Raw genomic sequence first — 13,112 nt, forward strand, 5'->3', positions numbered from 1 at the left:
AGCATTAGAATACTTGTCACACATCATGCTAATGTATCCATAAATAAAAAACCAACATGTCCAAGCTTTTCGTCGGAAATAATATCAATGAATCGCTTAATGTCGATGCTATGTGTATTCTGAAAAGAATAGAATGTTCCAGTGTAGTCTTCATTGTTAAATCTCTTCATGCCTTTAATTGGTTCCTTGATGGAGAACCTCGGACTATGATTCAATTCCAAGTTAGGCATCCTCTTACGTAATTCTTTAATTAATCCAAATTCCAATATGCCATTGTCCATATAACATCCAACAGGATAGTCAGTAGTTGTTTTTGTGTACCCTATCTGGTCAAGCAATCCACCATTCTTCGTTATGTATGAAACTAGAGTCTTGTTACCAGCAAACAACTTGATGATATTCTGTTGACTGTAAGATTCAGTATTGCCACCATATAGCGTGTTTCTGTACAGGTGACTTATTAGATAATAGTACGCATACGCAAAGCACTTATGATTAAAGCTTTTGAACACAGCTTTGTCTAAGTCTTCGAATATTTCATTTGGCATTTGGACATTTATGCAATCATTCGAGTTGAGCCACGATTCTAAACTAGCTTTGTCCACGCCGATACCTCCATTCTTCATACGGTATAATAGTACTTTCTTCGGCGTTAATAGTCAAGTCTAAAAGTATCACATTTTTCTGGTATCATACTTTTAAAGACTTTTAACTATATAAATCTTTTTAAACCTTTGAGTTTCTTTTATTATCTTTTAACCGTTTAAAAGGTTTAAAATTTTTTCATAGTGTTTAATATGATGGCGATTGCTGTCGAACTTTGAATCTATTTAAAGATGTTTTAAAGGTATTGCCAAGTTGTGTTTCTCTATGTTATATTACTATACAGATAGACAATCACACAAAGCTAAATAGATGAAAGGATGAGACAAAGTGGCAAATCAAGTTAAAAGAGCAGGACAAGCACAATCCTCCGCTGTTGTGGTAGAGGAAACTGAACCAACAGTAGGTATCATTTGCATTGATAATGGAGGATTCAACACTAAGATTTTTTCACAAGACATGGAGTACCCTGTTGTGATCGACAGCAAGAAGGCTTTTGGTCACAATAATTACAATAACTTTGGAAGTTCGAGTAACTATCCAGAGGGTACATACAAGATTAAATGGAAGGGGAAGTACTATTTCTTTGGATTACTAGCCCTTCGTTCGAGAAATCAGTTAAGTGGTTACACTGCTACAAAGTCAACTGATTATTTCATTCTTTCTGTGCTTCAAGCTTGTGCTTTGTATGGATACGATATTAACTATATTATGACTTCTACACCATACCTCAGATACAGTGAAGAAGAACAAGAGCTTATCAATTCGAGACTTCGTGGCGATCATGAACTTGAAATCAACAATAAAGAATACAAATTCACGATTGCAGAATCCGTTGTCGCGCCAGAAGCGCTCATTGCTTCCTATGCTGTGAAAAAACAAGGCATTCATAGATGGCTTGACTTAGGAAGTAGAACAGTTGGATATGCTTCCACTCAGGTTCATGGTGATTTCTTTGAGTCTGTTGGTGGTGACTCATGCGGCACAATTGAGAAAGAAGGATTAGATATAAGAAAAGTACTAGAAGACAAAGAAGGAGACGAATTACGCGAGTTCTTGTCTGAGTACGTTGAGAATATTTACAATTACCTTTCCCCTATTTGGGAAGATAATGATAACATTACTGCTTTTGGTGGTGGAGCATTGGTTCCAGAACTGGTTGAAGAGTTGCAATTCCGTTATCCTAACCTTTTACCTGATGAAGACCCTCTTACTCTCCAAGTTCGTGGTATGATGGCGTATGCACTGACACCAGAAGTATATGGAAGTGAAGAAGAATATGACGAAGAAAATTAGCAGAAAAGAGAAATGGAGAAACCAATCTCTTAATCCATCTAATATCGACGAATATTTAACTGACCTGATAGAAGACACAAAAGGTCAGTACATCACGCAAGGAGTCTCCTTTAATAAGGATGACTCCTACCAGATAGGACTTCTCAAACAAGCCCTATTGCAACATAGTACGTTTAGTGGTCTTGTGAAGCATTTGCTGACTCAATATTTTTCTGGTCAACAGGCGCAACAAATGATGGTAAACCCAAACTTTGTTCCAATGCCATTTAGTCATACACGCGAGATTCAACAGCATGAGTCTGCACCTATTGCTCAACAACAGCAACAGGAACAGGTTGCTACAGAGAAACAAGCTATACCTGTTGTGAAACAAGAGAATAACAAACCGCAAGCACCTAGACAACCACAGCAGAAAAAGCAGGAAGGTCAGGGAGGTCGCAAGCGAGTAACACCTAGTCGTCCTGCTGGTGGTGGATTATTAGCACCCAATCCAAATGCCAAGTTGCCATCAGACCCCTCTGCTAACTAGCGGAGGGATTTTTTTTAAACATTACCTTTTAAACCTTTAAAAGTGTTTTATATGATTTTAATTACCATTAAACGTTTCAAACATGTTTATATAGTTTTATAATTATATAAAAGAAAAAGTATTTTTCGTTAGATATTTACACATTTTTGAGACTGTGGTACAGTTAAAAGTAGATTTGAGAGCAAATATTATATCATTTTGGCACTATGCCTATCACCGTCTCTGTGATGGATTCTAATTGAGAATGAATTGAGAATCAGAACTTTGGCATTCATCAACAGAACATACAACCTTTAAAAGATTATAAAACTTTTTTAAATTGTTTTAAATAGGGGTGATGGGATGGATTTTGTTCCACACGAAGTATCGACAGCTTTGTATAATGGCATAAGCGATATCATAAGAAAATTACGTTCAACGCACAATAGAAATAATTGGAGCGATTATGAATCGCACGATTATTTGAGTCTGCCTGTAGCTATCGAGTGGTATAAAGAACATAGCGTCCTATCTGCAACGCTTCTTGAAAAGGATTACAACAAGCTCGCAGAAGAAATTCAGGGGAGATACTTTCTATACGATTGGTACAAGCATTACAGGTTTACACTTAGATATCAGTCCATTAATGGCGATATAATAGAAGAAAAGAACCGCCTGATGGACAGAGAAGTGGTTAATAGAAAAGATATTACTATCGGAAAGATATACAAAGTAGATGGGTTTTACATAAGAATAATAGAGACATTCGAATTGATCGACGACGATCATGGATGCTTTATAGCACAAGCTCTAACAGTGCCAGAACTAATTCAAATGAAGAAAGGAGAACATTAGGCAAAAAAATAGCCCCTATCGTATTACCAGTACGATAAGAGCAACAAATAAGGTAAAGCCTATAAGGGTCGTCCAACCCATAATTGCGATTCATCACACAAAGCTACTGAAAGGCTCGTCAAAGCCATAACTGTAGTCTTGTTTAGCTATTTCTTATTATAGCAGAACATGATGAAAATGCAACCCCTTTTAAACATTTTAAAGTCATATTTTTCAAATATTTTTATCAAACCTTTTAAACATTTTAAAATGACTTTAAACTCTATTAAATTACGGGTTCATAATCGCGTTATAAAAACCTTTTAAACCCCTTAAAAGCGACTAAAAATCGCTAAAAAATGGCTAAAAATCGCTCGAATTGGGTCAAAATTTACAAAAAACAGCCCAAAACGACCGATTTCCTGTTTGTATTTGGTAATTATACGCCTAATTACATCAATATGAGTAAAAATCGCAAGATTTCAAGCCTAGAGTTCGATTATTTGGCTAATATGAAGCCATATATACCAGAAACAGATAAAGACAGCTATAAAGCGCTCAAATATACCATGCTTAACAGCATTGAAGCTGTTTTTGGCGACAAATGGTTCAATTTAAAAGAAGCAACCAGACAGGCGATAGATTACATCTGCTTCCTGTCTATTGAGCGTGGTTTCGTTTATGCAAGCCCTGACCATATTGCTACTCGCTTTGGTATTGGCAAATCTACTGTATATGAAGCGTTAAAATTGTTGCGTGAGGAAGATATCCTGTTCAAAGCAAACAGATGCTCCCGTAAACAAAACGGATTGGGATGTGCTGTACACTTTTTCACCATCCATCCTTATTTTGCTCATATTAATGGTTATTTAAACCTTGATTGGAAAGCTAAAGAGAAAGCTGACTGGAAAGCTAATATCCCTGAAATCCCTTGTGAGACAAGCGTTCCGAGCGATTTGGAGACTCCTACCTTGTCTTTACCTTCTTACGACCTTAAAGAAAAGATTTACATACTAATGTTCCATCATCGTCATCGAATACATCTATCGTTAAGTGTGTTCCAAAAGAGATTAATGAATTATATGCGAAACTCTTCGACTTTAGACTAAGATTTATTTGGGTCAAGATTACGCAAGCATGGAAGACGATCAAGAACGATACTCTTGACCGAGAGTTCCAGATTGAGATTGGTACGAAGATTATTAAGCGCATTTATCAGATTTGGAAAGAAAAAACGCACAATAACTCCGATATGACTATCGATGAGATGTGCGCGTTCGCTTACAAAGCAACAAGAGATATGGTTTATGGTATTCTTGCAGACGAGCATCTGGAAGTCTATGATGCAGAAGAAGTTGCAATTATGGGTGAAGCTGTACGCACTATTCCTAAATACGAAGAGATTTGCTTAAATGTTTATCCTGAATACGACTACGAATCTGTCAAAGATTATGTATCTGCATCTCTGGAATGGGGATTCAGTATGATGAGTCCAGAAGCAATGAACAGAATTTTGGATAATTATGATAGATACACAACGATACCTATTGCGAGTAGATTAGCTTTATGTTCATGATGCACATCTTAACTTGTTTTGATGTCATTGCTTAACAATAAGCATTCATGCAGGATGTTATTCGCTTTACGCATTACTTCAACAGTATTGCTAAATTCGAGAATACCAATAATATTAGAGCAAATTTCATTGATTTGAGAGATATTATATCCTGATTCTCGCATAGCTACAGATACAGTTCCGATGAATATTTCTTTGCTTGTAAGCTTGATTCCTGATCTATTCATATTTACACCTCCTTTGGTAATATCAATTATTTACAACAATGATTGCTTTTATACTAATCCTAGTAATATTTTTTTAATTAATTTTAAAAGCAACACGAATAGCCAGAAATCCGTCGATTTCCAGCCAATTATCGGCTCCCCATGGGATGAAACCAGAGCAAATAACGAGGGTATACACCTCTGTTCGTGGCATTATGTATGAGCCTGTCGCGCAACAGCTAATGCTATTATCTAGTATATCCAACAGAAATTGATAGTATACATTCGGTAATAGATTGCTCTGGAAGGACGTTTGGATAGCTTTATCGGAGATGATGTGGTTTTGCTACACGATAAGCGATGCTGGATCGTAATATTATCGCCAGAGAGACTAGGAATACCCTGTGAGCCGTTAGGGAGTTATATCGTATATTTGTGCTAGATTTACGAGAGAGCCTTATCGTGGCTACGAGAGCGTCCGTGGGTCGTAAATTGAAGTCGGAAGTGTGGGTGGGTGTGTACACTCATTGTGAAATGGAAATGATTTGCTTTCATCTGTAAACCATCCCCCGCCCTTCTGTCTATCCTTTTCACATATTTTTAGTTATGGGGAAACGGACGGTAAAAAGTTATCAAGAAGAAAATTATTTGAATCGAAAAAAGTATTTTTGCCGTGTTCTAAAATGTTTCCTTATTGCAACTTAGTTACCCTGTTTCAAAATAATTATTATCTATTTTAATATTTCTATCGCAAAATTCTTTTTCCTTCCTATCAAATAGTTTCCCAGATGCAAAACTATTTGGATGAAGAAAAACTTTTTCGACTCGTATTATAATTAGTGTAGGCGTGAGGCTTGCTTACTACTTCCCATCAAAAACCAAACCACGACACCACCAAAAACCCACCAACAACCAACGCAACGCGCTACCAGACGCAACAAAACGCCCTTTTCAGCGTGTTTTCCTTGTGTAAGTCCTATTGTCCACCTATTGCCCAAAAACGCCTTACAATCAAAATTCAAAAAAACAAAATTATTTTGCAAAAAGCGTGTTATTTTCTAAAATAATGCTGTACTTTCTTAGGCATGTATGGTATATTTAATACATCGGAAGGGAACACAAAATACTAACCACTGAATGGGAGGAACTACCAATGTCACTACAACAACAATTTGAAATGATCTACGCGCAACGCAAGCAAGCAGAAAAGGCGAACAACAAAAAACGCATCATCATGCACAACGTTATCCTTGACAAAGGAGAAAAGTCCAAGCTTTACAATAAGAATGTTTATGTAATGTAATCAACGTGTGGGATTCTCTAGTCCACTTTTGTACAATCGTAACGAACACGAACGGAACGAAACAAACGCATTTGAGGGAATGCGAAAAACCAAACGGAAAAGGAGAAATAATATCATGAATAAATTCAAATTGGCTCACGCTATCGCAAAAGTTTTGAAGGGCGACTATTCCGCACGTATGGCATACGCTTGGCAGATTATTAAGGCAGACCGCTTGCATGAAGTATCAGAACTGCTCGACGTTGAAACGCTCACGCCTAAAATGTATGTATCTGAATACCCATACGCGACAGCTAAAAAAGCTGACCAGATGCCTAAGAAAGTACGTATAAAATCAAAAACACAAAAAATCTAAGAAGGTTCAACCAATCGAAGAACCAGCGCAAAAAATCGTACATACCGCAATTCCTGAAAACCTTGCAACAGTGTTCACCGCTCAACAGTGCGCGGCAATCGATGAAATTATCACGAACTATGTATATGGCAAGATGGACAAGAGAACAGGCAAACGTAACAATGGCGCGAATGAGCTAGAAGGGGAACACATGGACATGGCGCGTTTCCGCTATAATGACGGAATCGAAGCACTCAAAAATATCAAGGGTGCAACGTTCCCAATGTCCTACACAAACGCAAAAGGCGACGAAGTGGAGTATGATTATACGCCTTTCATGCAACTGCAAACAGCAATGGTTACTTACTTCCTACGCGACTATGTAAAAATGACTGTAAAGCGTTTCTTAGATATGGGCTTGAATTTCAAGCAATTAGAACAAGTACAAGCAATGGCAAGCATTGAAGCGAAACAAAGCTATATGATGGCTTCAAGCAATCGCGGGAATATTGTAGCGTTTGACATTGACGACATCATGGACGAATTTGTATTCGATTCTATGCGCCTAACTTTTAGCGAAACAATGTTCGATAGTGCAGATGATGCGGTTAAAGTATGTTTTATGAGACTTAAAAACGTTATGAGAGTTCAACTTCGTAAACTCCGCAATCAAACACTAGTTGTCACAGAGCAACAAATGTATGTGCAGGAGGAAGGAGTTTCACGCTCTACAGAAGAAGAAGCGTTACAAATGGCTAAGGAAATGGGAATTTTCAGTGATGCAGAAATGGAAATTATTCGCCTACGCCTTGAAGGGTTCAAAAAGGTTGAAATTGATAAGCAAGTGGGCAAACGTACTGACCGCGATTTCAAGCGCATCGAAAAAGCATACAACGCCGCTGTATAAGCGGATTAAATAGAGGAGGGCGCAAAAAGCGTCCTTCCTCAGAAATAAAAATTTCCTAGTGTGTGGTTCTCATAGACTTTTATACTAATACATATGAAGGAGGGAAAAGGCATGAAACAAAAATTATTCGCATATATCGCGCAATTTTTCAAACACCAGCATACAGCACCAGAACGCCGCGAATATACGCCACAAGAACTATATGAAATGGACTTACTGGATTCAGCGGAAGGAATAGCATAGGAAACGCAAAAAATAAACCATTATCGGAGGGCTAAAACATGAAAAAACTTATTACATCCATCATTATTGCAATCATCTTTTTCGTAGGGGCAGGGGTGACGAACGCGAATGCAACCGATTTAAACACTTGTGAAATACAACTTCAAAAGCCTATTCATCATGCCGAAATTGTTATGACTACTGAAAAAGTAAAGAGCGTTTTCTATGAAAAAGGTTGGTACTACTTGGAGACATACGCTGATGACGAAGGCGGTACATGGGTTTTAGAAATTGGGAAAGAACCAAAAAGCGCGGCAAAACTAGACAAGCTGAAAAAGCAATATACAGGAAAGCTTGTAGATGTTCAATATACAGGTGATTATGAATATCTAGGATGGAACATCCACAAATGAGAGAGGGGCGAAAGCCCTTCTTTTTGTTTGGCTTGAAAACGTCATGCAAAAATATTTTTATTTTGCGTGTGGTTTTTGTCTCAAACTGTACAAATACATATGAGGGACAAATCATATAGAAAAGGTGAAAACGATGGAGTTATTTTTTAGATGTTCATGCGGTAAATTCGAACAAGCAACGAACGCGAATTATGCAAGTACAGAAGACGCGAACAAGGAAGAAAATCCTTTATGTTGGGATTGTTTCGATGGGAGACAAGACGCGAAAGCATTCCATGAAAGCGGTGGAATTTTCCGCAACTTTGAAGACTGGATGGAGGACAAAGGCGCGACAATTATAGATGATAGTCATTATATCATACGCGAATATTAATTTTTTCAGTGCGTGGGATTCCGAAAAACTTTTGTACAAATATAATCGAGAGACAATATAAACGGAAAAGGATGATAAACATGAAAACAGTTCAAACATTGGTAAACGTAAAGAAAGACACTAAGGCAGGCAATCATAGAGTTTCCATTTCACAAGGGAAAAGAGATTTTTATTACTATGCTACTGCAATTTGCAAGGTTGACGACACAAAAGGAACTTTTGTGATTGATTCAAGTTATGGCACACAGTCCACAACTCGTGCATGTAACGCATACCGCAAACATTTTGTAGGGATTGGATACCGCGAAGCAAATTAATTTCATATAGGCGTGTGGTTTCGCCATGCGCCTGTACAATTATATATGAGGGACAAAAACAAACGGAAAAGGATGATTAGACATGGACAAAAAGACATTGATTGAGAAGTACAACAAAGGTGAAATTAAGCCTATCGGGGTTACACATATCACGAACACAAGCGGTGTGGCAGTGTGTCATGTTGAACATGGTATCAATGATAAGGTTTTCGGATACATTACGATGGGCGAAACTAAACAATTCTTTTTCGTCACACTTAAATATTTGACTGAAAAAATTGTTTTCCAAGTTGGGAAAATGCGCTTTGACATAGGCGAATTTATGCGCGTTTAGCTCCATAGGCGCGGTGTGAAGTGGGTGGGCGAATGCCTACCCACTTTTTAATTTCAAGCGTGAAAACATCCATCGAAATATTTTTGTTTCGGTGTGGGTTTTTGTTTTTGAATTGTACAAATAAATATGAGGTGATAATCATGCGAAACTTTAAACATAAAGTTGACGTTTACTTTGACTTAGATGGAAATATTGAAGGTCAATTCTTATATTATGGCGCAATTGGAACTATGGCGTTTTCGATGATTGTTGGAACGATTGGAGGGATTTTTTCATGAGCAACAAAGGGATTACAAATGTAGGCAATGGATGGAAATGCACTTGTGGTATCCATAGAAACGCGTCAACGGAAGTTTGGCGCGATTGCGTATGTCGAATTGAACATACAAAAGAACAAGTCGAAGCGTCGAATATTCTATATTGGAGAAAGTTTTGGAATATCGTGTGATTCTATAAAAGTTCTGTACAAATACATATGAGGGGAAAACGAAAGGGGAAATTAAAATGGCAAAAATTTTAATCTTTGAAGGTGCAGGATGGGATGTTGCAGAACATAATGGCGTTGGGAATTGCCGAATCCGCACACGAATCAAAAATATAGATGGAGTTTCCATCTATCTGGAAATGAGCGGCACAAAGAAAAGAAATCGAAGTATTCCAAGTTCTTCGTTTTCAATGCTTACGTTAACCATTGTCATGAAGAAGGCAAGGACAACGAAAGTGAGTTCCGCAGATTCCAATATGGAAGTTATGGCAGTTTCGAATACACGCAAGAAGCTATTTTGAAATTTGTAAACGAAAATCTTAATTGTGACTTCGAAGTCATGAAAGTTGTCAACGATGGTTCAATTCGTGTTCATAGTACAAAGGAAAATTTGTGTTAGTTGTGTGATTCGATTCAATTTTTGTACAAATAACATTGAAAGGCGGTGAAAGGATGGTTGAGATTTTCGGGTTTACATAGCGACTCACATTGAGGATCACAAGGCTCTCGCAGGTGCGAACCTAGAAAGGGGAATGCGATATGTGCTAATTAACCTAGAGACGAAAGGGACAAGAACGATATTAAGGAGGGATGATATATATGATTGTCGAATAGAAATACATCACAAGACTACCAGCACAACGCGCGGTGTTGGTAGTCTCTTTTTACTAAGCACGAAAAAGGCATACAAAGAAATTTGTATATCTTTTTGGCGTTTAGTGTGGGATTTACTAACGCTTTTGTACAATACATAGTGTGAGGGACACACGAAAAGGAGAAGATAAACATGCAAAAAGAATTAACATTCACAAAACATACTCGTAAGGAAGCAGAAGCCAAAGGGCTTCCAGTATTCAATGGATGCAATCATTATGAAATTGATATGTCACATTTGAGAGGGCGTCATGAAGATGGGCATGAGGATTGGATGAATACAATTGTCGTGAAGCTTCCATTCGGAAATGCACTGACACTTTGCGTAATGCAAACAGGCGGTAATGAGGTATGTATAGATAGTGCATTCCATGGCGATAACCTCGATGAACATAGAGTATATGCAATGGGTGGCGGTCAAGAAAAAGATACAAATGTATACAACAAAAACATTTATGCGCTGATTGCAAAGGCGAAAGAAATTAAATAATAAATTTTTCGGGAGTGTGGGAAACCACACTCCTTTTGTACAACTACTATTGAGGGACAAAACAAGAAAGGGAATGGTGAATATGGGACGCGGTAATGCATGTGTTCATGGTGAATATGAGGGGCTTTACTATGTAGATTGGGACAACTTCCAATCCACATTTGAAGACGAAGAAGGGGAATATGTTGATTATGAACTTCAATACGAAGAGTGGAGAACTTCGCTAAAAACATTCGTCAGAGACTTCACACAGAAATATAAAAGCTTTTCCGAATGTGACGAATGGGTGAGCAATGGAGAAAGAGCAGTTATGGAAAGCACACTTTTCTATATTGTTGTCGAAGATAATGAATGGAGCATGGCTATAAAACTGATTCAAAAGGAACAGGATTATTATAGCAGGGGTAACTTTAAAAATCTTCAAAAAGGTTTATATAAAAAATACCTTGAAGGCATGAAGAAATGCCTGTTTAATCAGTTCGACGAGTTAGGAATATATGGCGGCGCATGGACAAGTGGCAGAATCCAAAAGAATCAAGCGGCATAATTTTTCTTGGGGCGTGTGGAAGCACGCCCCTTTTGTACAACTATTATCGACAAACAAATTAAAACCGACAAGGGGATATGACAAATGAACACAACTAAGACAAATAACGCAGGTAAAACTTTTGAAGAGATTTTGAATGGACTTCTTGGCGACATGGAAAAGAAATTCGCAATGGCGATGGCGATAGAGCAAGCAAAAGAAAAGATGAACGAAGAACTTCAACAAATGGGCGATATGGTCATGGGTTCTATAGAAGTGGAAGAATGCCCATGCGAACGCAATTGCGGAGCAGTCAAAGTATCGGCAGAATTTACAGCTATGACATTTACGCAAAAAGGAATTGAAGTAAAGGAAGGCAAGATTGAAAACATTCTGTCATTCAACGAATAGTACACAAGTCTAGCCAACTACGGTTGGCTAGTGAATCGAACGCATAAGTGGTTCCCTCAAACCTTTTCCTACCTTGTGCGCTCGATTCACTACACATGGCTCTGAAAATTAATGCTTGATAAGGTTGTCCCTCAAAACCTTTTCCTCCTTATTGAGCATTAATTTTTGAAGCTGTGGGATTTCGCTTCATATTTGTACAACTATTATCAGGAGGGATTAACATATGAATTATCTTAATATTCATGCAGTATCAGAAACCTACGAGCTGGTTGTTGATGCAATCGAAAGCGCGAAGATCGAAGACGCTGAACAAATTGAATGGCAAGACGCTTATGTCATGCTTCATGATTCGATGCACGACAAAATGATTAGCGCATACCATTATGGTGAGCCAGCATACACGAAAGACTTGTTCCTGATATTCGGTGAAATGCTTTCGATAATGCACGATGGGAAGGCGCGAGAAGTCGAATACAATTCGATTATCAATTCCGTCAAAGAGCGTATTAAATTTCTTAATGGCGGCGAAATAATGGTATGGGTTAATGTTTACACAATTACACGCGAATATGGCGGTGCAGAAGAAGGCGGTTGGTATTATGATTGGAGAAAGTTATCAGACTCACAGCTTTGTAAATATGAAGATGCTGAAAATATTGAAGCATCTATGCGTGAAAAGTACGGAGAAGGCGAAGGAAACATTTCAAGCGTCCTTGGTGGTTACGAGATTGATATATGTATCGAAGGTAGTCGCGGCGCGTCACGCTCGACATGCAGACCGCACTATGAATAATTTTTACGATGTGTGTGATTTTGTGATAAATTTGTACAATTAATATCGACAAACAAATTTGGAGGATGATTGAACATGAAACAAACAATCGTAGGGAAATTGGAAAATATCAAATCAAAAATCGATAACGAACTGATTAAGTGTGTCATTGAGGATGCACTTGAAAATAACGAAGACGCGCAATTATGGCTTGAAGATGTTCGTCAATATGGATGCCAAAGTGGTTCGGTGTCTGGTCTGATTTATCATGATGATACAAAAAAGTTTTTCAAGGAATACGCCGTTGAAATTGGCGAAGCATTCTTTGAATATAAAGAAGAGTTTGGTGGCTGTCCACCAATTAACGACAATATTAATTCGTTCGATTGGTTCGCTTGGTTCGGCTATGAGTGGGCAGTTTGCAAGGTGCTGGACAAGTTGGAAAACTACGAAGAATAGGCATATATTTACACCAAAAGCCCATGACTATGATATAATGGTTGTGGGCTTTTGTATGAAATTAATCCATAAAATTGTTGTGAATTAATT

Annotated in this window: 22 protein-coding genes; 20 read left to right on the forward strand and 2 right to left on the reverse strand. The window is 37.9% G+C overall.

Annotated features, from left to right (window positions below; genetic code table 11):
* Nucleotides 1–23: 23 nt before the first annotated feature.
* Entirely contained in the window at nt 24–605 is a 582-nt protein-coding gene (locus PAV_RS30970) for a hypothetical protein (RefSeq protein ID WP_005552466.1), read from the reverse strand.
* A gap of 328 nt (nt 606–933) precedes the next feature.
* On the opposite strand from PAV_RS30970, the gene PAV_RS30975 reads away from it, so the two are divergent.
* The 5 genes from PAV_RS30975 (at nt 934) to PAV_RS30995 (ending at nt 4,817) form a co-directional block, all read left to right on the forward strand.
* The gene (locus PAV_RS30975) at nt 934–1,899 is read left to right on the forward strand and encodes a ParM/StbA family protein (RefSeq protein WP_005552467.1); all 966 of its coding nucleotides are present in this window, start codon (nt 934–936) and stop codon (nt 1,897–1,899) included.
* Nucleotides 1,883–2,428 (forward strand): hypothetical protein, encoded by a 546-nt coding sequence (locus PAV_RS30980; protein ID WP_005552468.1) that lies wholly within the window; start codon nt 1,883–1,885, stop codon nt 2,426–2,428. The genes PAV_RS30975 and PAV_RS30980 overlap by 17 nt, the downstream gene beginning before the upstream one ends.
* 342 nt (nt 2,429–2,770) lie before the next feature.
* Nucleotides 2,771–3,262: a hypothetical protein gene (locus tag PAV_RS30985; protein ID WP_005552469.1), complete on the forward strand. Its 492-nt coding sequence runs from the start codon at nt 2,771–2,773 to the stop codon at nt 3,260–3,262.
* Nucleotides 3,263–3,600: 338 nt separating this feature from the next.
* Nucleotides 3,601–4,350, forward strand: a complete 750-nt coding sequence (locus tag PAV_RS30990; RefSeq protein ID WP_005552470.1) for a hypothetical protein — start codon at nt 3,601–3,603, stop codon at nt 4,348–4,350.
* A 143-nt stretch (nt 4,351–4,493) separates the two neighbouring features.
* Nucleotides 4,494–4,817 carry a hypothetical protein gene (locus PAV_RS30995; RefSeq protein ID WP_005552471.1) on the forward strand — a complete coding sequence of 108 codons (324 nt, stop codon included), beginning with the start codon at nt 4,494–4,496 and terminating at the stop codon, nt 4,815–4,817.
* A gap of 8 nt (nt 4,818–4,825) precedes the next feature.
* Here PAV_RS30995 and PAV_RS31000 read toward each other — a convergent pair whose 3' ends face one another.
* A complete protein-coding gene (locus tag PAV_RS31000; protein WP_005552472.1) occupies nt 4,826–5,044 on the reverse strand; it encodes a hypothetical protein in 219 nt (72 codons plus the stop codon).
* Nucleotides 5,045–6,176: 1,132 nt separating this feature from the next.
* On the opposite strand from PAV_RS31000, the gene PAV_RS35120 reads away from it, so the two are divergent.
* From PAV_RS35120 to PAV_RS31060, 15 genes are all read left to right on the forward strand, one after another.
* Nucleotides 6,177–6,326: a hypothetical protein gene (locus PAV_RS35120; protein WP_005552473.1), complete on the forward strand. Its 150-nt coding sequence runs from the start codon at nt 6,177–6,179 to the stop codon at nt 6,324–6,326.
* Between the two features lie 115 nt (nt 6,327–6,441).
* Nucleotides 6,442–6,681, forward strand: a complete 240-nt coding sequence (locus PAV_RS31005) for a hypothetical protein (RefSeq protein ID WP_005552474.1) — start codon at nt 6,442–6,444, stop codon at nt 6,679–6,681.
* 190 nt (nt 6,682–6,871) lie between these two features.
* Nucleotides 6,872–7,567, forward strand: a complete 696-nt coding sequence (locus PAV_RS31010) for a hypothetical protein (RefSeq protein ID WP_157267431.1) — start codon at nt 6,872–6,874, stop codon at nt 7,565–7,567.
* Between the two features lie 111 nt (nt 7,568–7,678).
* On the forward strand, nt 7,679–7,810 hold the full coding sequence (locus PAV_RS37105; protein WP_005552476.1) for a hypothetical protein: 132 nt from the start codon (nt 7,679–7,681) through the stop codon (nt 7,808–7,810).
* Nucleotides 7,811–7,848: 38 nt separating this feature from the next.
* On the forward strand, nt 7,849–8,202 hold the full coding sequence (locus PAV_RS31015) for a hypothetical protein (protein WP_005552477.1): 354 nt from the start codon (nt 7,849–7,851) through the stop codon (nt 8,200–8,202).
* Nucleotides 8,203–8,335: 133 nt separating this feature from the next.
* A complete protein-coding gene (locus PAV_RS31020; RefSeq protein WP_005552478.1) occupies nt 8,336–8,575 on the forward strand; it encodes a hypothetical protein in 240 nt (79 codons plus the stop codon).
* 80 nt (nt 8,576–8,655) lie between these two features.
* On the forward strand, nt 8,656–8,892 hold the full coding sequence (locus tag PAV_RS31025) for a hypothetical protein (RefSeq protein WP_005552479.1): 237 nt from the start codon (nt 8,656–8,658) through the stop codon (nt 8,890–8,892).
* 82 nt (nt 8,893–8,974) lie between these two features.
* A complete protein-coding gene (locus tag PAV_RS31030) occupies nt 8,975–9,226 on the forward strand; it encodes a hypothetical protein (protein WP_005552480.1) in 252 nt (83 codons plus the stop codon).
* 140 nt (nt 9,227–9,366) lie between these two features.
* Nucleotides 9,367–9,504, forward strand: a complete 138-nt coding sequence (locus PAV_RS35125) for a hypothetical protein (RefSeq protein WP_005552481.1) — start codon at nt 9,367–9,369, stop codon at nt 9,502–9,504.
* Nucleotides 9,505–9,730: 226 nt separating this feature from the next.
* Nucleotides 9,731–10,012: a hypothetical protein gene (locus PAV_RS31035; protein WP_005552483.1), complete on the forward strand. Its 282-nt coding sequence runs from the start codon at nt 9,731–9,733 to the stop codon at nt 10,010–10,012.
* Nucleotides 10,013–10,497: 485 nt separating this feature from the next.
* Nucleotides 10,498–10,854 (forward strand): hypothetical protein, encoded by a 357-nt coding sequence (locus PAV_RS31040; protein WP_005552484.1) that lies wholly within the window; start codon nt 10,498–10,500, stop codon nt 10,852–10,854.
* A gap of 82 nt (nt 10,855–10,936) precedes the next feature.
* Entirely contained in the window at nt 10,937–11,401 is a 465-nt protein-coding gene (locus PAV_RS31045; RefSeq protein ID WP_005552485.1) for a hypothetical protein, read from the forward strand.
* Between the two features lie 84 nt (nt 11,402–11,485).
* The gene (locus PAV_RS31050; RefSeq protein ID WP_005552486.1) at nt 11,486–11,791 is read left to right on the forward strand and encodes a hypothetical protein; all 306 of its coding nucleotides are present in this window, start codon (nt 11,486–11,488) and stop codon (nt 11,789–11,791) included.
* A 223-nt stretch (nt 11,792–12,014) separates the two neighbouring features.
* Nucleotides 12,015–12,584, forward strand: a complete 570-nt coding sequence (locus PAV_RS32950) for a hypothetical protein (RefSeq protein ID WP_005552487.1) — start codon at nt 12,015–12,017, stop codon at nt 12,582–12,584.
* Nucleotides 12,585–12,659: 75 nt separating this feature from the next.
* Entirely contained in the window at nt 12,660–13,022 is a 363-nt protein-coding gene (locus PAV_RS31060) for a DUF7222 domain-containing protein (protein ID WP_005552488.1), read from the forward strand.
* Nucleotides 13,023–13,112: the final 90 nt, after the last annotated feature.

It is taken from the genome of Paenibacillus alvei DSM 29, assembly GCF_000293805.1.
Classification (GTDB): Bacteria; Bacillota; Bacilli; order Paenibacillales; family Paenibacillaceae; genus Paenibacillus_B; species Paenibacillus_B alvei.